Origin of the sequence: Roseibium limicola (genome assembly GCF_017313085.1) — a bacterium.
GTDB classification, from domain to species: domain Bacteria; phylum Pseudomonadota; class Alphaproteobacteria; order Rhizobiales; family Stappiaceae; genus Roseibium; species Roseibium limicola.
In genome coordinates this window covers 192,771-214,836 of the sequence record NZ_JAFLNF010000009.1, presented here as the reverse complement: position 1 = coordinate 214,836, position 22,066 = coordinate 192,771, and the positions used below count along the sequence as shown (strand labels likewise).

At 60.0% G+C, this 22,066-nt stretch carries 21 protein-coding genes; 14 read left to right on the top strand and 7 right to left on the bottom strand.

The annotated features are described in order from the left end of the window. Positions 1–116: 116 nt before the first annotated feature. Entirely contained in the window at positions 117–425 is a 309-nt protein-coding gene (locus J0X15_RS18720; protein WP_206944151.1) for a hypothetical protein, read from the top strand. A gap of 180 nt (positions 426–605) precedes the next feature. On the opposite strand, the gene J0X15_RS18715 is transcribed toward J0X15_RS18720, so the two are convergent. The 4 genes from J0X15_RS18715 to J0X15_RS18700 form a co-directional block, all read right to left on the bottom strand. Further along, complete coding sequence (locus J0X15_RS18715; protein WP_206944149.1) at positions 606–1,160, bottom strand: biotin transporter BioY; 555 nt, start codon at positions 1,158–1,160, stop codon at positions 606–608. Between the two features lie 62 nt (positions 1,161–1,222). Further along, entirely contained in the window at positions 1,223–1,867 is a 645-nt protein-coding gene (locus J0X15_RS18710; RefSeq protein ID WP_206944147.1) for an energy-coupling factor transporter transmembrane component T family protein, read from the bottom strand. Further along, complete coding sequence (locus J0X15_RS18705; RefSeq protein ID WP_206944145.1) at positions 1,864–2,658, bottom strand: energy-coupling factor ABC transporter ATP-binding protein; 795 nt, start codon at positions 2,656–2,658, stop codon at positions 1,864–1,866. The genes J0X15_RS18710 and J0X15_RS18705 overlap by 4 nt, the downstream gene beginning before the upstream one ends. A 141-nt stretch (positions 2,659–2,799) precedes the next feature. Further along, a complete protein-coding gene (locus J0X15_RS18700; RefSeq protein ID WP_209015456.1) occupies positions 2,800–4,206 on the bottom strand; it encodes an aminotransferase-like domain-containing protein in 1,407 nt (468 codons plus the stop codon). Between the two features lie 79 nt (positions 4,207–4,285). On the opposite strand from J0X15_RS18700, the gene J0X15_RS18695 reads away from it, so the two are divergent. Beyond that, positions 4,286–4,882: a LysE family translocator gene (locus J0X15_RS18695; RefSeq protein ID WP_206944143.1), complete on the top strand. Its 597-nt coding sequence runs from the start codon at positions 4,286–4,288 to the stop codon at positions 4,880–4,882. 6 nt (positions 4,883–4,888) lie between these two features. On the opposite strand, the gene J0X15_RS18690 is transcribed toward J0X15_RS18695, so the two are convergent. Then, complete coding sequence (locus J0X15_RS18690; RefSeq protein ID WP_206944133.1) at positions 4,889–5,185, bottom strand: hypothetical protein; 297 nt, start codon at positions 5,183–5,185, stop codon at positions 4,889–4,891. A 109-nt stretch (positions 5,186–5,294) separates the two neighbouring features. On the opposite strand from J0X15_RS18690, the gene J0X15_RS18685 reads away from it, so the two are divergent. Then, the gene (locus J0X15_RS18685) at positions 5,295–6,197 is read left to right on the top strand and encodes a LysR substrate-binding domain-containing protein (protein WP_206944131.1); all 903 of its coding nucleotides are present in this window, start codon (positions 5,295–5,297) and stop codon (positions 6,195–6,197) included. 180 nt (positions 6,198–6,377) lie between these two features. Then, positions 6,378–6,794 (top strand): YcbK family protein, encoded by a 417-nt coding sequence (locus J0X15_RS18680; protein WP_206944129.1) that lies wholly within the window; start codon positions 6,378–6,380, stop codon positions 6,792–6,794. 19 nt (positions 6,795–6,813) lie between these two features. On the opposite strand, the gene J0X15_RS18675 is transcribed toward J0X15_RS18680, so the two are convergent. Both J0X15_RS18675 and J0X15_RS18670 read right to left on the bottom strand, forming a co-directional pair. Beyond that, entirely contained in the window at positions 6,814–7,173 is a 360-nt protein-coding gene (locus tag J0X15_RS18675) for an ArsC family reductase (RefSeq protein ID WP_206944127.1), read from the bottom strand. Between the two features lie 115 nt (positions 7,174–7,288). Further along, positions 7,289–8,635, bottom strand: coding sequence for an FAD-binding oxidoreductase (locus J0X15_RS18670; RefSeq protein WP_206944124.1), 1,347 nt, complete (start codon positions 8,633–8,635; stop codon positions 7,289–7,291). A 198-nt stretch (positions 8,636–8,833) separates the two neighbouring features. Here J0X15_RS18670 and J0X15_RS18665 point away from each other — a divergent pair, with 198 nt between their 5' ends. From J0X15_RS18665 to J0X15_RS18620, 10 genes are all read left to right on the top strand, one after another. Next, positions 8,834–10,522 (top strand): adenylate/guanylate cyclase domain-containing protein, encoded by a 1,689-nt coding sequence (locus J0X15_RS18665; protein WP_206944123.1) that lies wholly within the window; start codon positions 8,834–8,836, stop codon positions 10,520–10,522. Between the two features lie 200 nt (positions 10,523–10,722). Beyond that, the gene (locus J0X15_RS18660) at positions 10,723–12,309 is read left to right on the top strand and encodes an ABC transporter substrate-binding protein (RefSeq protein WP_206944121.1); all 1,587 of its coding nucleotides are present in this window, start codon (positions 10,723–10,725) and stop codon (positions 12,307–12,309) included. 93 nt (positions 12,310–12,402) lie between these two features. Beyond that, entirely contained in the window at positions 12,403–13,374 is a 972-nt protein-coding gene (locus tag J0X15_RS18655) for an ABC transporter permease (protein WP_206944119.1), read from the top strand. Positions 13,375–13,387: 13 nt separating this feature from the next. Beyond that, complete coding sequence (locus J0X15_RS18650; protein WP_206944117.1) at positions 13,388–14,335, top strand: ABC transporter permease; 948 nt, start codon at positions 13,388–13,390, stop codon at positions 14,333–14,335. A 9-nt stretch (positions 14,336–14,344) separates the two neighbouring features. Beyond that, complete coding sequence (locus J0X15_RS18645) at positions 14,345–16,054, top strand: ABC transporter ATP-binding protein (RefSeq protein WP_206944116.1); 1,710 nt, start codon at positions 14,345–14,347, stop codon at positions 16,052–16,054. Between the two features lie 488 nt (positions 16,055–16,542). Next, positions 16,543–18,270, top strand: a complete 1,728-nt coding sequence (locus J0X15_RS18640) for an HAD family hydrolase (protein ID WP_206944115.1) — start codon at positions 16,543–16,545, stop codon at positions 18,268–18,270. A 44-nt stretch (positions 18,271–18,314) separates the two neighbouring features. Beyond that, positions 18,315–20,114, top strand: a complete 1,800-nt coding sequence (locus J0X15_RS18635) for an IlvD/Edd family dehydratase (protein ID WP_206944113.1) — start codon at positions 18,315–18,317, stop codon at positions 20,112–20,114. 148 nt (positions 20,115–20,262) lie between these two features. Beyond that, positions 20,263–20,544: an SCP2 sterol-binding domain-containing protein gene (locus J0X15_RS18630; RefSeq protein ID WP_206944111.1), complete on the top strand. Its 282-nt coding sequence runs from the start codon at positions 20,263–20,265 to the stop codon at positions 20,542–20,544. Positions 20,545–20,754: 210 nt separating this feature from the next. Continuing rightward, positions 20,755–21,588 (top strand): isocitrate lyase/PEP mutase family protein, encoded by an 834-nt coding sequence (locus J0X15_RS18625; protein WP_206944109.1) that lies wholly within the window; start codon positions 20,755–20,757, stop codon positions 21,586–21,588. Further along, positions 21,585–22,049: a GNAT family N-acetyltransferase gene (locus J0X15_RS18620; protein ID WP_206944107.1), complete on the top strand. Its 465-nt coding sequence runs from the start codon at positions 21,585–21,587 to the stop codon at positions 22,047–22,049. The genes J0X15_RS18625 and J0X15_RS18620 overlap by 4 nt, the downstream gene beginning before the upstream one ends. Positions 22,050–22,066: the final 17 nt, after the last annotated feature.

Genomic DNA, 22,066 nt, shown 5'->3' with positions numbered 1-22,066 from the left:
GTTTGAAAGATCAGCGTACCTGCGTAACTCTTACCTTGATCGACAAATCCCCGTAAGGACCCATCTCGCAAGAGCAACGCCGTCCACGCTTCCCTTCCTTCAATGTTAAATTATCAATGAACACGAACACCCAAAAGTGCTCGTTAAACCAACGCAACCATCAAGCCGCTCTGGCAAAACCCCAAAAAAAAACAACCCCGTCCCGAAATCGCTCTCAGGCCAAAATCGCCAATTTCCCGGAATTTAGTGCGCAAGGCACTCTCGCCAGCGACGTGGCCGCCGTCGATGAACAGGCTTATACGGAGACCAGGCACAGGGGTCAATCACTGAATTTGAAAAATCCCGATTTTAATCCCGCTTCGCTGCCTGAGCTTGTGAATAACCCCGGTTTGCAGACGGCTCCAGCCGCAGATTTCCGCCGATAACTGATTATCCACAGTGACTTGGGGTATCTTGCTGCGATGCACCTGTTCGTTCGACGGCTTTGAAGACCTGTCGGCAAAACCCGCCCTGAATATGCAAAAGACCCCGCCGATCTGGCGAGGTCCTGGTCCTTCTCATGCAGGCAGACGCCCTGTGGATGGCCGCAGGGTGCCGGCCTGGTGTCAGGATCGGCTTTGCAGTGCGCTCGGCAGGCCGCGGGACACCGTGTCGGCGACCAGGGCCACAACACCGGCCTTGATGATGTCGCCGGGCAGGAAGACCGCACAGAGCAGGAATGTGTCCCACAACGGTTTGTCGGTCATCGCCGCCAGATAGGGCACGGCCACCAGATAAAGCAGAATGATGCCACCCAGCACCGACGCGGTGAAGGCGGCCGGGATGACGCGCCAGGAGCGGGTCACCTGCATGGCCCAGCCTGCGACGAAAGCCGCCAGAGGCCAACCGTAGAGAAAGCCCGCCCAGGGGCTCTGGAAGACCGCCAGGCCGCCACGACCGCCAGCAAGGAGAGGCGCGCCGATGGCAACCACCATCAGGAACAGAACAACGGCCGCAGCGCCGCGCCACGGGCCGAGCATAACACCGGCCAGCATGATGCCGAGCGACTGGGCGGTGATCGGCGTGCCGCCGAGAAACGGAATGGGGATGGGCGGCAAGAAGCCCAGGACGGCGATTACCGCCGCAAACAGGGCGATCCGGACCAAGCTGCGATCTGTCATGTCTATCGGTTCCTTCCAAGGGCCGCACCCCATCGGGTGGTCGACCGGAGTTTGAGAGGGTTTTAAACGGATTCCGTCTGGCGAGCCATCGCCCCTGACGATGGGACCATGCCTGAGGCCCCGCCGCGCGCACTCAAGGCATCGGCGACATGGTCGGCCAATTTCAGCGCCTGAATAATCAGTGGCGGCACGATGCGCCAGGACGACTTTCGTCCGCCTCGCGCCTGCCAGGCTTCCCGCAGGGCCAGCTGCACCTGATGCAGCACCGGGACAAAGCGGATGACCAGGACGACGGCCAGCGATGGCACCCTGGGTGAAATGCCGAACAGTGACAGCGGCCGGAACAGAGGTTCGACTGCTGCCAGCATGGCGTCCATGCGGGTTGTCAGCGTGACCAGATTGGCCAGGGTCATCAGCACGACCAGCCGCAAGGCCACCGCTGCCCCCAGCAACCAGTCCCCGGTGAGGCCGTGAAACGCCAGAAGCACCAGCGCCAGCGGCAGCAGAGAGCGAATGACCGCAAGACGCCCCACCCAGCCCGGACCAAGACTGCGGTAAAGCACAAGCGTGACGCCCAGCGCGGCGCCAAGCATCGGCAGAGAGGTCTGCGACATCAAAGCCAGACTGACCACGGCCAGGGCAATCAGCTTGCCGCCTGCCGGCAAGCGATGCAGCCAGGAGGTTCCGGGGTGATACAGCGAGATCACAGATGCCCCCTGTCCCAATCGTCGACGCCGGCTGCGGCTGCCTTGGCGCGAATGTCGTCGTCATAAGCCTTCAGGATCTCTCCCGGCGCGCCATCGGCACGCAAGCCTCCCGCCTCGATCCACACCACCCGGTCGAAATCTTCGAGCTGGCTGGGGTCGTGACTGATCATGACAATCTTCTGGGGCAGACTTTCAAGCTTCGCATGCAGGCGGCGCGCGGCGAGGGCGTCGAGCGAGGAATAGGGCTCATCGAGAATGATCAGGCTGGGCTGCATGATCAGCACTGCCAGAATGCAGACCAGCTGCTTCTGGCCTTCCGACAACTCGGCAATCGGCCGCTGCGCCAGATGACTGGCGCCATGCAGTGAGAGAAAGTCACGGGCTTGCTCAAGCGCCAACCGGTCGTCTTCGCCCAACTGGCGCAGGCCGAAGGCGACGTCTTCTTCCACTGTTGGAAAGATCGCCTGATGATCCGGATTCTGGAAGACGAAGCCGACGTGCCGGGGCAGGTCCTTCCGGGCAGCCACTGCGTCGGCGCCGAAGATTTCCAGCCGACCCGAGGTTGGCTGGCGCAATCCGTTGAGCAGACGCACGAAGCTGCTCTTGCCTGATCCGTTCAGACCGACAAGACCGATGCGCTGTTGGTTCAACTGCAGAGAGAGGTCTTGCAGGATCGTACGGCCGGAGATCTCGAGACCGACATTTTCAAACCGGGCATAGCTGGCAGCCTCCAGATCGAAAGCGACGGCCTTGTCCTGGGTTGAAGCGCGTTTGCTTCTCCAAAATGTCATCAGTCTTCCGTCCTTGAGAACATGCGGGCCTTGAAAGCAAGCCCTGGCAGAGTGCCTTGCGAGAGCGCTTATTCCTGTGCAGCGCGGCAATGTCAAAGCATCACCGCGGGAAATTGGCGGGTCGACACGCAAAACTCCGCGTCAGGCAATCGGCCGGAACCCGGTGGAAGAACCCCTGTTGGCTGCCGTGTCGCGCAGGATGGTCAGGGCGCGGCGAAATTCTATGTCCCCGACAATCGAGCCAAAGGTCAGCCGCAGATAGGGCGCGGGGCTGCGCTCGCCTTGTTGAAAATAGCGCGCTGACAGGGCCGCCACGCCGGATTTGCCCAGGTCCGCCTCGAGATCCCGAGCCGCCCAGCGATCAGGCACCCGGTACCAGCCGAAAACCTTGTCGCTGCCGCCCTGAAAGGCCTCGCGGCCGAGAATCTCACAGGCCATTGCGTGGCGGACCAGATTGGCCTGACGCTTGGCCGCAAGCGTGCGGGCGAAAGTCCCATCGCGCACCCAGCCGGCGATCAGCTCGGCGGTGATGGGTGAGGCCATCCAGGTGCTTTCGCCGATCAGATTGCGCACTGCCACGCCATAAGAGCGGGGCACATGCACGAAGCCAACACGACTGCCCGGCGACAGCAGCTTGGAGGTGCTGGCAATAGACGCCGTCAGTTCCGGCGCCAGCATACCAAAGGCAAAGGGACAGTTTTCGACGAACGGCGTGTAGGGATCGTCCTCGATGATCTTCAGCCCATGATGGCGGGCGACCGCGACGATGGCCTGCCGTTCCTCGATGCTCATGGTGTGGGTCGTCGGGTTCTGCATATTGGGCATCAGGAAAACGCCCTTCACATCCTGAGTCCGCGCGGCGCCCGCCAAAGCCTCGGGATCCATGGCAAGAAAATCGCCCGCGTCATTCCTCAGCGCCGGTACCGGGACGAGCCGAAGACCCAGATGAGGAGCGGAATTGAGGATCGAGGGATAGGTGAAGGCATCGACGGCCACCGCATCGCCGGGCTTAAACAGCGCCTGCAGAAGGATCTGAATGCCATGTTGGGCGCCGCAGGTCAGCGCCACATTGGCCGGATCCGCATCCAGACGGTAAAAGTCGAAAAACTGCGCCCCAAGCTCCCGGTGACTGGACAGACCTTCGGACGGGACGAAGCCGTTCAGCCGGTCGATGCCCGGCATGCGGGCCAGCCGCCCAAGCCCCTTGCCCAGATCCGGGTTCAGATGCGGATAGGCGAAATTGCGGGCCAGATCGAGATCGGAGGTGCGATCCTCGCGCGGGATCAAAGGCGAGACTTCCATCTCTTCAGGAGCAACATAGGTGCCACGCCCGATTTCCCCGCGTACCAGCCGGCGCCGTTCGGCTTCACGGTAGGCACGGGTGATGGTGCCCAGCGTCACGCCAAGCTGATAGGCCAACTCGCGCTGGGGCGGCAGTTTCTCGCCGACCTTCAATGCACCAGTACGGATGTCGCCTTCCAGCGCATCGGCAACCGCCAGATAGATCGGCCCGGATGCCGCCGTGAGATCGGGAAGCCAGATTGTCATGAGAACAATAAATACATTGACGGTGACAGTCGATCAATACACTTAATTTGCACCCTTAACTGTATCGATTGTCATTATCATGGATTTCAGCGCCCTGACCGCCTTCGCCTTGTTCGTGATTGTCATGACCGGAACGCCCGGTCCCGGCAATCTGACTTTCATGGCCATTGGCGCAAGTGCGGGGTACGGCGCGGCCTTCCCGGTGATCGTCGCATCGCAGCTCGGCTCCATAGTCCTAAATGTCTGCGTGGCCTTCGGGCTCGGCAAGATCATGGCGGAAAGCGGCGCGGTCGCCGTCATCTTCAAGGGCCTGAGCTTTGCCTATATGAGCTATCTCGCCTGGCGGCTGGTGCGGCTGAATGTGACGCCAAAAGGCGCCACCTCCCTGCCCGGTTTCTGGGAAGGTGTCCTGATCCATCCGCTCAGCCCGAAAACCTGGGCGATGAGCCTGTCGGCCTATGCCACCTTCTTTTCCGGAAGCGCCTGGAGCCTGCCGACGAATGCCGCAGTCATGACGGCTGGCTTCGTCCTCGGTGGCAGCGTTTTTCATTCGCTCTGGGCGCTGGCCGGCGTTTCGGTTCTCAAGCTGATCGGTGAAGGCCCACTTCTGCGGTTCATCACCTCGGTGATGGCCATCGCCATGCTCGCCGTCACCGCCTGGGCGCTTTTTCTGTAGGCGCGCTCAGACAAGATCCTCACGGGTGGATGCCAGCCGCTCACGTTCTTCCAACTCATGCGCCTGCATGGATTGCAGCTCCTGGCGCCAGGAGGCCTCAAACGTACCTCCCTCAAGACGGCGCGACAGGCCGACATCTTGCAGCAGATGGTCAGGCAGCGCAGTCGGTGACAGACGGCCCCGACGCTTTGATCGACGACCTCTGGCAAGGATAAGCGCTGGCAAGCGCCCCAATGCCCTGGCCAGCCTTGGAAATGCGACGCGCAAAGTTCCGCCGTGCGGCGAACTGGAGACAGCAGCCATTGTCTTAACTCCTTTGTTTTGATGTTGGCACTATCTCCTGCTTGCGTGTTGTTGACGAACGAGTTTTCGCGCATCATGCATAAGCTGAGCTTATCCATGGTAGTGCCCAATGACCGAACTTCCTCCCCTTTCCGCCCTGCGAGCCTTCGAGGCTGCGGCGCGGCACATGAGCTTTACCCGGGCCGCAGACGACCTGGGCATGACCCAGGCGGCGGTCAGTTACCAGATCAAGCTGCTGGAAGAAAAGCTCGGTTTCCCGCTGTTCATGCGCAAGCCGCGCAAGATCGAGTTAACGGCCAAGGGGCACCAATTGTCGGGCCGGCTGATCTGCGCTTTCAGTGATCTGAGGAACGCAGTCGACAGTGTGCGAGAGCAGAGCGAGTCTGTTTTGACGATTTCCTGCAACACCACTTTCGCGATGCAGTGGCTTGCAGCGCGCCTCAGCAGCTTCGAACAGCGACATCCGAAGTTGATGGTGCGGATCGTGCCTTATGACACCAGCGAAGTGCCGCAATTTCTTGATTCAGATATTGCCGTGACCGCCTGCCACCCGGCGCCAAACGATTGGGTCCAGCACGACATTGTTTCCGTGCATTTTACACCGATGCTCAGCCCCGCCTTGCTGAAGGACAAACCGGCGCTGAAAACACCGGCTGATCTGCTGTCACTCCCGCTCATCGGGCCACATGACCCCTGGTGGGCTCTGTGGTTTGCAGAGGCCGGAATGCCGGATACGGACCTGAGCCACTTGACGTCATCCCGCATGGGGTCCCAGGCGCTTGAAGGGAACCGCGCCCTTGCCGGACAGGGTGTCGGCATTCTGACGCCGTTCTTCTACCGTCAGCACCTGGACGCAGGGCTGCTGATCCAGCCTTTTGAGCAGGTCACGGAAATCACAGAACAATCATGGGCTCTGGCCTATCCTCAAAGCTCAAGTTCCAACCCAAGAATTCGCCAATTTCGCTCCTGGCTTGCCGATGAACTGAAGAACGACGGCGTGGAGCTGGGCTGAGGTCTCAGCGCCTTCATGAGGGGTTCATCAGCGTGGCACAGCGTTGCAAAGCGACAAGTTAATCGCAATCGGCAACCCACAAGGTTACCGGTTAACCACGTTTCTCATGACATTTTTAACTTTGACACGGGACACTGAGGGCAACTTGCCCCACCTCTGTTCTGCGTTAAGGGAAATGTCATGGCCTCCCGGCTCAAGACCCTCTCCATTCTTCTTGTCCTGTGCATCGGCCTGAGCGGCTGCGGCTCTGTTGCCGGCGTCACTGGTCTGGGCTGGATTACCGGTTCAAGCGACTCCATTTCCTACAATGATACGGAATGGTGCGTGCCGCGAAAGCTGAAGAAGGTTCTGAACAAGGTGGCCAAGCGCTATGGCCGGGTGACGGTGCATTCAACCAAGCGCTGGTGGCTTGAGAACTGGTGGAAGGGCGGTGCCAAGCATTCTTACCACCTGAATTGTCAGGCCGTGGACTTCTCGGTCGATGGACCGCCGTCGTCGGTATTGGCCTTCCTGAAAAGTCAGAAGGCCGTTGGTGGCTACAAGCATTATTCCAGCGGGCATTACCACATCGACACAGGCCCGCGCCGCTCCTGGTAGGAGCCGCGCGGCAGCACTGTTACTTGAGCTGGCCCATTTCCAACGCCATTTCCCAGGCGACGGCATCAAAGCCGATGAGGCGATGCTCCCCCGACTGAACAAGCGGGCGCTTGATGGTCGATGGGTTGTCGAACATCACCGACATTGCCGTTTCGGCGTCGGTGACTTCGTCCTTCACGTCGTCGGGCAGCTTGCGCCAGGAGGTGCCACGCTTGTTGAGCACCGTGTCCCATCCGAACTCCGCCACGAATTCCCGCAGCGCAACCTCGTCAACGCCGTCTTTCTTGTAGTCGTGGAACTCGTAGGGCACATTGGCTTCGTCCAGGAACTTGCGCGCCTTCTTCACCGTGTCGCAGTTCTTGATGCCGTAAAGCTTCATGGCTCGGATCCCTCGTCGTCTTGTCTCATTTGCGTGGAGCTTTGCGGCTCACTTACCCCAAAGCAAGGCCTTGGCACAAGAGAACGGGGAAAACGGCGAGCCGATCAAAGCCAACTCATTCGGCAAGCTTACCCGGGTTCAGCAGAGAATATGGATCGGCCTGGCGTTTGAACTCCGGCTGCGGCGCGTCGACCCGCTTCCATCCGGCATTGTTGAGCACATAAGTGTGCGGATCAGAGACCTGCGCGCCCAGCGCCTCGGTTTCCGCCATGATTTCGCGAAGCCGCGCCTCACTGGTGAATTGCACCAGCGGCAGGGCCGAAAAGGTCGCACGGCCAAAGCGACGCTGAAACTCCAGGTGCATCAGCATCTCATCACCGAAATGCTCCGCCAATCTGCCCATCACCTCGAGATTGCTGTCTGGCGGAAACCGCAGCTGCAGATAGGTGATGGCCGGATCGCGCTTCAGCGCATGCAAGGTGGTGTGATTCCAGGTGTATTCATACAGCGGCCCGACCTCTCCCTTGCCCTCGAACGCCGCCATCTGCGCGCCTTCGGCATCGCGTGCAAAGACGATCTCGCCGCCATGGGCGCGCGCCATATCTTCCATCGCTGCTGCCTGAGGCTCCGCCACCATTATAATGGCGGCAGCCTTGCCTTCCGGCACTTTGCGTCCCAGACGCCCAAGCTTGGGTGGAATGCGCGGATCGAACACCGACACCAGCTTCTTGGCGATGCCGTCCGCCTCGGTAAACGCTTGACCAAAACGCGCGGCGGCTTCGAGCGTATCAAACGCAATCATGCGCTCGGCCCATGGATGCGCCGGCGCCAAAGGCACTGTGACAGAAACGATAATGCCGTTGATGCCATAAGCGTGCAGCACCTTCAGAACGTCCGGCCCTTCCAGCTTCAGCAGCTTCGGCGCTTCTTCCACCGTGACCACCTCGACGGCGAGAACCGCGCCTGCATCGGACAACTGACCCCAGGTGCAGGATCCTGCGCCGGCAGCACCGCCTGCGACAAAACCGCCGATCGTCGCCTGCTTGCGGGTCGAGGGATAAAAGCGCAGTTCCTGACCGTGAGGCGCCAACGCCTTGTCTATCTCCAGCATGGTCGCGCCAGCAGCGAAAGTGCCCACTGCAGGCTTGACCTCGATCACCTGATCCAGAGCGCCCATATCGAGAACGATGCCGCCTTTCAGCGGAACGGCCTGACCGTAATTGCCCGTGCCACCACCGCGCACGGTGATCGGCGTCCGGGTGCGGGCTGCAGCCGAAGCCAGACGCATAACCTCGTCCACGCTGTGCGGGCGAACCGAAATCTCCGCCCGGCAGTCGTCGAGCTGCGGCTTCAAGAGCGGGGAGAACCAGAAAAAGTCGCGACTCTTCAGACGCAGGGTCGCCGCATCGGTGGCATGTTCCAGACCGTCGATTTCGGCAATTAGGACTTGCGTTGAAGACATTATCGTTCCCTTTTCTTAATTGGCATTCGCATCAGGCTTCCCCCGATGGGCGGGGCTACCTTGCAATCGCTGCGCCAACCAATCTGCGCAGTGCTTGCCAACGCGCTGGACGCTACACCTGCGCTGCGGCACATCGCAATGGTGGTTTGATCGAGACGTCGAAACACGCGCTTCCAGGGGCGTTCAATGAGGGGACACATGGTTGAAAACAAGGCATCTGCGCCCGGAAAAGGGTCACTTCTGCAGCAGACCCGACTGGTCTGCGGGCTGACCCTCTTCACGTTTGTTTTCTTCCATTTCCTCAATCATGCCTTGGGCAACATTTCACTTTCGGCGATGAACTGGGGGCAGGACATCCGCTATGTCGTCTCCGGCAAGCGGCTGTTTCCCTGGATCTTCTACACGGCCATGATCCTGCATTCAGGCCTGGGCCTGTGGAAGCTGGCCCAGCGCCGCACCCTCAAAATGCCGGTCTGGGAAGCGACGCAGATCATTCTGGCTCTGCTGATCCCCTATGTGCTGATCAAGCATATCTTCGTCACCCGTGGAGCTGGAGAACTTTATGGCTCCAATATTTCCTATCAGCACGAACTGACGGCGCTTTGGCCCAATGATGCCCTCTGGCAAAGCGCGCTGCTGATCGTCGTCTGGAGCCATGGCTGCATCGGTCTGCACTATTGGTTGCGGATCAAGCGCTGGTACAGGCGCGTTCAAACCCCGCTTCTGGGCGTCGCGATCACCCTGCCCTTGCTGGCGTTGACCGGATGGATTTCCGCCGCCCGCCGCCTGGAACTGTCCGGCAACCAGAAACTCAACGTCACCGCCGAACAGAAAAGCAACCTGCTGGAGATCGTCAGCCAGGTTCAGCTCGGCGTTTATGCGCTGATTGCCCTGGTTCTGCTGACGCTGGTGACGAAATACGCGCTCGGCATGTTTCAGCAGCGCATCTCCGTCACCTATCTGGATCAGAAAACCGTCAAATCCGTCCCCGGTCCGACGCTGCTCGAGATCAGCCGAATGAAAGGTGTGCCGCATATGTCGATTTGCGGCGGTCGCGCCCGCTGTTCGACCTGCCGCACCCTGATCCTCTCCGGCGAGGCCTCCTTAAGCGGCCCGAGCAAGACCGAAGCCCAGGTGCTCAAGCGCATTGGCGCCAGCGCCAATGTCCGGCTGGCCTGCCAGATCCGGCCGATGACCGACATTGTGGTGCGCCCGCTCATGGGACACGGCAAGAAGATGCAGGCACCGGGCTTGTCCGATCGCTATCGCTGGGGTGTCGAACAGCCCGTTGTTGTCATGTTCATCGATCTGCGCGGTTTCACCTCCTTGAGCGAAGGCAAACTGCCGTTCGACATCGTCTTCATTCTCAACCGTTACGTTGACGGGGTGGTAAAAACCGTCAACCGCAATAACGGCATGGTCGACAAGATCATGGGGGACGGGGTGATGGCCTTATTCGCCGTGGAAAGTGACATGAGCAGCGGCGCGCGCGATGCGCTGGCCTGCATTCAGGCTGTCAGCAAGGAACTGGAGAAGGTCAATGAGGACCTTGCGGCCCACCTCGCCGCGCCCTTGCGCATTGCCATCGGCCTGCATGGCGGCACTGCCATCCTCGGGCGCATCGGCCTGGACGGCCAGTCCGGCGTTGCCTCTGGCCTGACTGCACTGGGGGATGTGGTGAATGTCGCCAGCCGCCTGGAAGGCGTCGCAAAGGAGGAAAACGTGCTGGCGGCCGTGTCGATGGACCTGATCACGGCGGCCGGAATTACGCCAGCACAGAACCTGACGGAGCGTTCTGTTGCCATTAGAGGGCGCAGCGGCCCGATCAGCGTCATTTGTCTCGACGAAACAGCGATCGTCCTGGCCGACTTCAAGCCAGCATCTTGATAGTTAAGACCTTTTTTCCAGCATAGTGGATAGGCACTTTGTCTAAAATTTCACAAATCGCCTCCGGTTTTTGCTCTAGACGCGGGTGGATCACCCTGTAACACTCCCTTTGATAAATTCTGCATCAAAATAAGGCAGAACACGTCGACCGGACATCGAGGGGTTCAATCGATGTCGAAATTCTTGTGAGGGGAATTCCAATGAACACCATCAAGCGCGGTCTGCTCACGGCCGTTTTTGCCGTTGGTCTGACCGCTTCGGCGGCGCATGCCACCACCTTGAAATATGCCTTCCAGGGAACGCTCAATCAGCTCGATCCCTACAGCCTGAACGAGACATTCACTCTGTCCGCGCTTGGCAACGTCTATGAGGGCCTGACGCGCCGCAATGAGAACCTCGAAATCGAGCCGTCGCTGGCCGAGAGCTGGGAAGTCGTCGAGCCGACCCGCTGGCGCTTCCATCTGCGCCATGGCGTCAAATTCCACAACGGCAATGATTTCACCGCAGAAGATGTTGCCTTCTCGGTCATGCGACTGCACGGCGAAGGCTCGGATCTGAAGACCCGCGTCGGCACGGATGTGAAGGTCGAGATCGTTGACGACTACACGGTCGACTTCGTACTCCCGGACGCCAATCCGATCCTGAACTATGAGTGGGACACGTTCTACATCATGGACAAGGAGTGGACCGAGGCGAACGACGCCGTTGCGATCACCTCCGCTTCCGACACCACAGCGAACTACGCCGCTTTGCACGCCAATGGTACGGGCCCGTTCAAGGTCGTCAGCCATGAGCCTGGCGTGAAGACCGTCTATGAAAAGAACGAAGCCTGGTGGGACGAAAGCCATAGCAACCTCGACCGGGTCGAATTCACCCCGATCGGGTCCGACGCGACCCGCGTTGCTGCTCTGCTCTCCGGCGAACTCGACATGGCCTACCCGATCCCGGTGCAGGACATCAAGCGCGTCGAGCAGAACGCGACAACCAGCGTCATGACCGGTCCGGAGCTGCGGACGATCTTCCTCGGCATGGATCAGATGCGCGATGAGCTTCTGCATTCAGACGTCAAGGGCAAGAACCCGTTCAAGGACGTTCGCGTTCGCAAGGCGTTCTATCAGGCCATCGACATGGAAGGCATCAAGCGCAAGATCATGCGCAACCTTTCAGAGCCGGCAGCGCTGATGATCTCGCCGTTCCTGTTCTCCCGCTCGGCAGAGTTCGAACGCTATCCGTATGATCCGGAAGCTGCGAAAGCCCTGATGGCGGACGCCGGTTACGGCGACGGCTTCAGCGTCGGCATGGACTGCCCGAATGATCGCTACGTCAATGATGAGCAGATCTGTCAGGCAGTTGCCTCCATGCTGGCCCGCATTGGCGTCAAGATCGACCTGAACGCCCAGCCGAAAGCCAAGTACTTTGCCAAGGTTCTGGCATCGGGCGGCTATGACACCTCGTTTTACCTGCTTGGCTGGACCCCGAGCTCCTTCGACAGCTGGAACATCTTTTCCAACATCGAAGGCTGCCGTGACGAACAGGGCAACGGTGCTCCATTCAACCTGGGTGGCTACTGCAACCCGAAGGTCGACGAGCTGTCCAAGCAGATCCTGAAGGAAAACGATCAGACAAAGCGTGATGATCTGATTGCTCAGGTCTACACCATCACCCATGAAGACGTGTCGCACATCCCGCTGCACCAGCAGGGTCTTGCATGGGGCGTTGCACAGGGCATCGAACTTGCCCAGCGTGCCGACAACCAGTTCCTGTTCCGCTTCGTGACCAAGAACTAATTTCCAACTTTTGCTCCCGGGCCCATGCTCAGTGCCAGTGGCATTGGCCGCGCCCGGGAGCTTCCTTCCGCAGTTAAGAATTGTGAGCCCGCGATGTTTGGTTTCGCAATCCGTCGCCTCTTCCAGGCCCTGATTGTCATGTTCGTGGTCGCCCTGCTGGCTTTCACGATGTTTCGGTTCGTCGGAGATCCCGTGAACCAAATGGTCGGGGTGGAAACCTCGATTGCCGAGCGAGAAGCCCTGCGCCAGCGGCTCGGCCTCAATGATCCGATGCCCGTCCAGTTCGCCCGGTTCGTCGCCGGCGCTGTCAAATTCGATTTCGGAACCTCCTATCAGTTCCGTCAACCTGTTGCCGACCTGTTTGCCAAGCGCCTGCCGGCCACATTGGAGCTCAGCTTCATGTCGGCGCTGTTTGCGCTGCTCACCGGCATTCCGATGGGGGTCTATGCCGGCCTGAACCGGGAAAGCTGGCTGTCGAAGATCTTCCTGTCGGTTTCGCTGATCGGCGTGTCGCTGCCGACCTTCTTCATCGGCATTCTGCTGATCTTCCTGTTTTCCGTCACGCTGCAATGGCTACCGAGCTTTGGCCGTGGCGAGGTCGTCGACCTGGGCTGGTGGAGCACAGGACTGCTGACCGTGTCCGGATGGAAGGCAATCATCCTGCCCGCTGTTACACTCGGGCTGTATCAGATGACGCTGATCATGCGTCTGATCCGTGCCGAGATGCTGGAAGTCATCCGCACCGACTACATCAAGTTCGCCCGGGCACGCGGTCTGCCGGACCGGATCGTCAATCTGCGCCATGCGCTGAAAAACACGCTGGTGCCGGTCATCACCATCACCGGCCTGCAGCTGGGTGCCATCATCGCCTTCGCGACGATCACGGAGACCGTGTTCCAGTGGCCGGGCATGGGGCTGATGTTCCTGCAGGCCGTGCAGAACGTCGATATTCCGATCATGTCCGCCTACCTGCTGATGACGGCCTTCATCTTCGTGACGGTGAACTTCATCGTCGACATTCTCTATTACGTCATTGATCCGCGCCTGCGGATCGGGCGCCCCTGAGCGGAGACGGTTCATGACCGGTACCGGTTCCAATACTCCTGCGCCGAAGCAAAGCCGCCTCAAGGCCTTCTTCGACAGCGACATCTTCCACGCGTTCCTGCGTTCGCGCACGACTGTCGTCGCGGCCTTCGGCACCTTGATCTTCTTCCTCGTCGCTTTTCTCGCGCCCTGGATCGCGCCGCATGACCCTTTCGATCTGGCTTCGATCTCCATCATGGATTCGCAGATGCCGCCGGTCTGGATGGAATACGCTGATCCGCGCTTCCTGCTCGGCACGGACGACCAGGGACGCGACATCCTGTCGGGCATCTTCTATGGCCTGCGGATCTCATTGATTGTCGGGTTCTGCTCGGTGTTTGCAGCCGCTATTCTCGGCATCACGCTGGGACTGGTCGCCGGCTATATGGGCGGACGCGTCGATGCGGTGATCATGCGTGTCGCCGACGTGCAACTCACCTTTCCGGCCATCCTCATCGCACTGCTGATTGACGGTGCCGCGCGCGGTGTCTTCGGCAATCTCGACCGAGAGGTGTTCTCCTTCTGGATCCTGATCTTCTCGCTCGCCCTGTCGTTCTGGGTGCAATACGCCCGCACCGTGCGTGGCTCCACCATGGTGGAGAAGAACAAGGAATATGTTCAGGCGGCCCGCGTCATCGGCTTGCCTGCCCCGATCATCATGGTGCGCCACATCCTGCCGAACGTCATGGGGCCGGTGCTGGTCATCGCCACCATCAATCTGGCTTTGGCCATCGTCACCGAGGCTACCCTGTCATTCCTCGGCGTCGGCATGCCGCCCACCCAGCCCTCGCTCGGGACGCTGATCTCCATCGGCAACAACTACCTGTATTCCGGTGAATGGTGGATCGCCATCTTCCCCGGTCTTGCCCTGGCCCTGCTGGTTCTGAACGTGAACCTGCTGGGGGACTGGCTGCGCGATGCGCTCAACCCGAAACTGCGCTAAGGATACGCCATGAGCCTTTTGGACATCTCCAATCTCACGGTCGAGTTTCCTGGCCGCAAATCCACCTTTGTCGCGGTCGAAGGCGTCTCCCTGGCGCTAGAGCCGGGCAAGGTGCTGGGTGTCGTGGGGGAATCGGGTGCCGGAAAGTCGACCGTCGGCAATGCGGTCATCGGTCTGCTGCAGGAACCGGGGCGGATTGCCAACGGTGAGATCCGCCTCGACGGCGAGCGCATCGACCAACTCGACAAGAAAGCCATTCGCAAGATCCGCGGTCGGCGCATCGGCATGATCTTTCAGGATCCGCTGACGTCGCTCGACCCGCTGCAAACGGTCGAGGCGCAGCTGGTCGAAACCATCCGCACCCATCTGCCGATGTCACACTCAGAGGCGCTGACCCGCGCCATCGAACTTCTGGACAGTGTCGGCATCCCTGACCCGGCGGACCGCATCGGCCAGTATCCGCATCAGTTCTCCGGCGGCATGCGCCAGCGCGTTGTCATCGCACTCGCTCTGTGTGCCGAGCCTGAGCTGGTGATTGCCGACGAGCCGACCACGGCGCTCGATGTTTCCATTCAGGCGCAGATCCTCGATCTGATGAAAGCGCTCTGCGTTGAGCGCAATGTCGGCATGCTGGTGATCACCCACGACATGGGCGTGATTGCCGAGATCTGCGACCATGTCGCCGTGATGTACCGCGGCAATCTGGTGGAATATGGCGAGACGGCCCAGGTGCTTGGCGCGCCGGAGCACGCCTATACCAAAAGCCTGATCTCGGCCGTGCCGCGCGCAGACGTCACAATCGACCGCTTTCCCAATGTGAACTACATTGAGGCGGCCGCCACGCCGACCCGCAGCATCGACATCTCGACCCACTGGCTCGGTAAGGCCCGCGATTATGAAGCGGCAACCGGGCCGCTGCTGCAGGTTCAGGACCTGAGCATGGACTTCGAGGTGAAGAGCTCGATCTTCCCCTCACGTCGCAAATATTTCAAGGCGGTGAAGACCGTCAGCTTCGACATCCAACCCGGCGAAACCTTCGGACTCGTGGGGGAATCAGGGTCGGGCAAGTCGACCATCGCCCGCCTGATCACCGGCCTGTACCACCCCTCCGGTGGCACCGTGCATTTTGCCGGAACCGAGCTGACCTCCTTGTCCAGCCGGTCGCAGGTGCTGGCGATGCGGCGGCAGATGCAGATGATCTTTCAGGACCCCTATTCCTCCCTCAATGGTCGGATGCGGGTGAAGGACATCGTGGCCGAGCCGATCAAGTTCCACAAACTGGCCAGCTCCAACACGGAAGTCCGCCAGATTGTCGATGATCTGCTCGACCACGTCGGATTGGGCATCGGGGCGGGCGAGAAATTCCCGCATGAGTTTTCCGGTGGTCAACGTCAGCGCATCTCGATTGCCCGGGCTCTTGCCACGCGACCACGGTTTCTGGTGTGCGACGAACCCACCTCAGCGCTCGATGTTTCAATCCAGGCGCAGATCCTCAATCTCTTGAAGGATTTGCAGCAGGAGCTGGGCCTGACGATGCTGTTCATCAGTCATGATCTGGCAGTCATTCGGCAGATGTGCAACCGCATCGGGGTCATGCGTCACGGGGAACTGTGCGAAGTGGCCGATAGCGATGCGCTCTACGAGGCACCACAGCATGCCTATACCAAGGAGCTGCTGACGCTGATGCCGTCAATGGACCTGCTGGCGAAGATCGCCTGAGGTTTACGAGACACTCAGGCCGGCAACCCGGGTGGGCACGTTCGCGCCGCTCACCCCCCAGCGGAGTTGCATTGGTCCGGAAAACGACCACCGAAATCAGCGAGATGCACATACCAAAAAGGGGGAGGGTTGCCCCTCCCCCGCTGAAACTCTCAAGGTATTACGCCAAAAGTAAAACAAGGCCCTCAAATATGGCGGGCCATTCAAGTAACGCAGCGTCAGTATAGCCAATAATCACACTGATTGAAACCTCAAATTGCAAACGCCGCGTGGTGCAACGCAAAAAGCCCAGGCAGGGGCTGGGGTTTCGCCCGCAGCTGTAATCATTGCCACCTTGCGGTACGAGCTTCCCTCCCGGAGCAAGCGTCACAGAGCTTCCGTAAAATTCCTGTGTGCTCTTTTCCAAGCTGCCTAGCTTACGCCTCTTTATCGGCTCAGGGTTGCCACCTATCTAAGAGATAGTCCCTTCATTCAGCCCACCATAGTTCATGCTTCTTGACCGTCTAAATCGTCGTGCCCTTCTCCTGCCCGGTTTCGCCATCGCGTTTCTGCTGCTGCCGCTGTTGATGTCCTTTGGCGACCATTTCGCATTCGAGGATGGTGGCATCGCGCTTTTGGGCCTGTCCTCGGCCTTGTGTGCCTTTCTGCTGAGCAGTGGCGGCATCGCTATGGAAACCATGGACCTCTCCGGCAGCGTTCGCGCCAAAGCCATGGCCCGCGTCCGGGCCGGAGCAGCTGCAACCGAAGCGCGCGGATCAAGCGCAACGTCGGTCAATGCCGCCACCCTCGTGACTGCCGCTCTGCTCCTGGCGCTGTCCGCCAGCCTGTTCTTTGGGCTCAGCCTGCCGGAAGAGACTGTGCTGCCGCTGGTCCTGACTGCGGCCCTTTTGATGACCGCGCGGCTGGTCAGCGCCCGACTTGCCGATGATCCCCAGGCGCCACCGGCGCCCGCTTTACGCAGCCGCAAATCCATCTTGCTGCAATGCGCTGCCGCTGTGGCCTTCGGTGTGGTCACCGGCCTCTATGGTCTGGCCGGCCTGACGGGCTCGTTTGACAACGCAACTCTGGCAGCTCTGGCCGAAGGTGGTTTGAGCGCGGGCTGTTGCGTCCTGTTTCTGCTGTGGCCACACGGAACCGACCTTCTGGCGCGCCGGATGCAACGAACCGCGACCTTTCGCGCCCAGCAAAATGGCTTCGTGCTGGCTGACCCGGCCGCGCTGAAGGAAACCCGCTCGCTGGGAGCTGTCGTATTCGACAAGCCATCGCTGATGACGGACGACCGGCTGGTCGTCACCGATGTGAAGGCCTTCGACAAGCAACCCGAGGTGCTTCTGTCCATCGCAGCCACCGCAGAAGCCTATGCCCAGCACCCCATCGGTGTGGCCATTCGCGATCTGGCGCGCGACTGGGATGTGCCGCAGGAAATTCCTGAAGAACATGAGGAAGCCACCGGGCTGGGCATTGTCGCGATGATCGGCAGCGAGCCTGTCGCCGTCGGGAATACGGCGCTGATGGAACAGCTGAAGATCGACACCTTCACGGCAACCTCGCTCTGCCGGACCTTCGAGAGTTCCGGCAAGGTCTGTGTGCTGGTGGCCATTGGTCAGCGTGTAGTCGGGGTTCTGGCCCTGCAGGGCGCTGTACATGACGCTGCCGCGCAAGCCGTATCCGACCTCCGTCAGAGCGGTTGCGCCTCGCTGATCGTCTCAGGCGGCAGTGCAGCGGCCACCCGCTGGCTGACCGAAACCATCGGCGCCGAAGGCTTTCGCCATGGCATTCCGTTGCAGGAGCGTGCCGGATCTGCCGCCACAGCGGTAGGGCATCTCAATGCGATCTTCGTTTATCGGCCACAGCGAGCCCCTGGCAGCCTGCTGCTCTGCCTGTTGAAGCGCGGCGACGACCGTGCCATACGCCCCTTGGTCCAGGTGCTGAATGCCGATCCGCGTGCGGTACCAAATCTGCTCAGATTCAGCGAAACATTACGCTCCCGCGAGACCACCATGATAAAAATCAGCGTTGGACTTGCAACAGTGTGTGCCATGGTTGCCGCTTTTGGCTTTATCCCGCTTGCAATCGCGCCGATTGTGGCCATCCTGCCCCTGGGTGCGGCCAGCCTGGATTCCAGCTTGTTTCGCAAGCGCTTCGGGCATCCACAAGAGGCATCTGCAGCGCCCCTGCACCCGCATCAGGACGTTGGTACGGCCCGCGAAGGCTGACGCAGCGTTTTTTTGCCGTTTATACGCACTCGTGGGAGAGGAAAATGAGCACAAATAAGCCTCCGCGCTTGAGGTCTACCGCCTGGTTCAACAACCCGGACAATCCGGGAATGACCGCGCTTTATATCGAACGCTATCTGAATTACGGCCTCACCCGTGAAGAGCTGCAGTCCGGCAAGCCGATCATCGGCATTGCCCAGACCGGCTCGGATCTGTCGCCGTGCAATCGCCACCATCTGGAACTCGCCAAGCGGGTGCGTGAAGGCATTCGCGAAGCCGGCGCCATCTGCTTCGAGTTTCCGGTGCATCCGATCCAGGAAACCGGAAAACGCCCCGGTGCGGCCCTTGACCGGAACCTGGCCTACCTTGGTCTGGTCGAGCTGCTTTACGGCTATCCGCTGGATGGTGTCGTGCTGACAATCGGCTGCGACAAGACCACGCCAGCCTGCCTGATGGCTGCCGCGACCGTCAACATTCCGGCACTCGCGCTGTCTGTCGGGCCGATGCTGAACGGCTGGCACAAGGGCGAGCGCACCGGCTCGGGGACCATCGTCTGGAAGGCGCGCCAGATGATGGCCGCCGGTGAAATCGACTACAACGGCTTCATGGATCTGGTCGCCTCCTCCGCGCCATCCGTCGGCTATTGCAACACCATGGGCACGGCGACGACGATGAACTCGCTGGCTGAAGCCCTCGGCATGCAGCTGCCCGGCTCTGCTGCCATTCCAGCACCTTATCGCGAACGTGGGCAGATCGCCTATGAAAGCGGCAAGCGCATCGTCGACATGGTCTGGGAGGACTTGAAGCCTTCCGACATCATGACCCGCGAGGCTTTCGAGAATGCCATCGTCGTCAACTCGGCTATCGGCGGATCGACCAACGCACCGATCCACCTGAATGCCATTGCGCGCCACCTCGGCGTTGAGCTGGACAATGACGACTGGCAGAAAATCGGCCTCGACATCCCCCTGATGGTCAATCTGCAGCCCGCTGGTGAATACCTGGGGGAAGATTACCATCACGCCGGTGGCGTACCCGCCGTCGTGGCCGAACTGATGAAGCACGGCAAGCTGCCGCATCCGGATGCAAAAACCGCCAATGGCAAGAGCATCGGCGAAAACTGCAAGGATCGTGAAATCGAGTTGCCGGAAGTTATCCTGCCTTACGACAAGCCCATGAAGGACAAGGCCGGATTCCTCAATCTGAAGGGCAATCTGTTCGACAGCGCGATCATGAAGACCTCGGTTATTTCCGACGAATTCCGTGATCGCTACCTGATGAACCCGGACGATCCGGACGCCTTTGAAGGCCGGGCCATCGTGTTCGAAGGACCGGAGGATTACCACGATAACATCGACAATCCGGACCTGAACATCGACGAGCATTGCATGCTCTTCATTCGCGGCACAGGCCCGATCGGTTATCCGGGCGGCGCAGAAGTGGTCAACATGCAGCCGCCTGCTGCGCTGATCAAACGCGGCATCACCGCCCTGCCTTGCATCGGCGATGGCCGACAGTCGGGAACCTCCGGGTCTCCCTCCATCCTGAACGCGTCGCCGGAAGCCGCTGCCATGGGCGGTCTCGCTCTGCTGCAGACTGGTGACCGGGTACGGATCGATCTGAACAAGGCAACGGCCGACATCCTCATTTCCGATGAGGAACTGGCTCAGCGTCGCACGGATCTGGAAGCCAAGGGTGGCTTTGCCTATGCACCGCATCAGACTCCGTGGCAGGAAATTCAGCGCGATCTCGTCGATCAGTTCGACAAGGGCATGGTGCTGAAGCCTGCCGTCAACTACCAGGACGTCGCACATTCCAAGGGCCTGCCCCGCGACAACCACTAGAGGTCCTGCAGGACCCTACGTCAGGGACCAAAACAGTCAAGAGGGCGCCCATCGCCCTCTTGACGATTACGTAAACGGTATGCTTCTTGAGGGTCAAAGTGACAACACCGTTGTCGTACATCATGACCTGTGGATAGGGAGAATTGGCATGAGCCTGGAAACATTGACTGAAAGCGTGAGAACCAAGGTCGCTGGTGGCGGCATCGATGAAAGCGTTAAGTTCAACCTCGGTGACACCGGCCAGATTTTCGTTCAGGGGTCGACCGTAACCAACGACGACGCTGACGCCGATTGCACCGTCAACATCACGCCGGATGACCTGCAGGAACTGCTCAGCGGGGAGCTCAACCCGACAGCTGCCTTCATGGGCGGCAAGATCACCGTCGACGGCGACATGAATGTTGCGATGAAGCTCGGTCAGATCGTCTGAAGTCAGATTAAATATACCGGATTTATTAAAGCGCCGGCCTCGTGTCGGCGTTTTTCGTTTTGACCGCTATATCAGCAGTCTTGCCAATCGTTGTCAGCCTGGAAACCACAATCCAGGCGCGTCGTTTATTCCTGGCTTCAACTCGGCTAGAGTGTCTCTGGGTACAAGCGACGTGGAGGAAGCTCATGGCCTCCTGCAAGGAGACAGATCATGCAGAGCATTCAAGACAGGCGTGTGCGCTTCCGGCAGCTGCACGAGAATGCCACAGCCTTCGTCATGCCCAACCCCTTCGATATCGGCTCCGCCAGGATCCTGGAAGGCTTGCGCTTTGACGCTCTTGCTACGACCTCCTCAGGTTATGCCTACACCCATGGATTTCGCGATGCGGAAGGGCTGATCTCGCGCGAAATGGCGCTCTCTCATGCTGCCGACATCGTTGCCAACACGACACTGCCGATCAACGGCGACCTGGAGAACGGCTTCGGCGATACGCCCGAGGATGTGGCCGAGACCGTGCGTGGTGCCATTGAGGCCGGGTTGGCCGGATGCTCCATCGAGGATTTCTGTCTCGATCCGGTTAATCCGCATTATGATATCGATCTGGCGGTGGAACGCATCAAGGCCGCTGTTGACGTCAAGCAGCGGTTGGCACCTGATTTCGTCCTGACCGCGCGTGCAGAAGCCCGCGCCGACAGTCCTGAAGCCCTGAAGAAGATCATCGAGCGTCTGAATGCCTTTGCGCAAGCTGGCGCCGACTGCCTCTACGCACCGGAAATCAGCTCCGCCGATGCCATCCGGCAGGTTATCGCCAGCATCGACAAGCCGCTGAACATTCTGGCAGGCCGGAAGAAGTTCTTTCTGACCCGAAAGGAGCTGGAGAGTTTCGGGGTGACACGGATTTCAATCGGCGGCGGCCTGTCGAGGATTGCCTATGGCGCCTTCACGGCGGCCGCTGAAAAGATCAAGGATGGCGGGACGTTCGGCCATTTCGACGAGACAGACGAGCTGAAGGACTTCGATCTGTTCATGCGAGGCCGGGCTTGAGCGCCCCGATGGAAATCGCCGGTCTTCGGCGTGCCACCGTCGAGGACGCAGATGCGATGCGAACCCTGGCGGAGCGGGCCTATTTCGAATGGATCGGTGTCATTGGCGCCATTCCACAGGCAATCGAAGTCTCCTACCCGGAAGTCCTTGAACGGGACGAATGCTGGATTTGCGGCGGTCACGGACGCACGGACGCTTCGCTTGTGCTGCAGCACAAGCCAGATCATTTGCTACTCTGGGCCCTTGCTGTTCATCCGGATGCCGCGGGTTTGGGCATCGGGACGGCTTTGCTGAATTTTGCCGAAACGCGGGCGCAGGCAGCCGGATACAGCGAAATCCGGCTGTTCACCAATGTTCTGATGCAAAGCAACCGCGACTGGTACAAGCGCAGCGGTTTTCAGGAAATCGGTGAGGAAGCCATGGGCGACAAGCGCGTGGTCATGATGCGCAAACCTGTCTGAGCCTGCTGGAAACAATC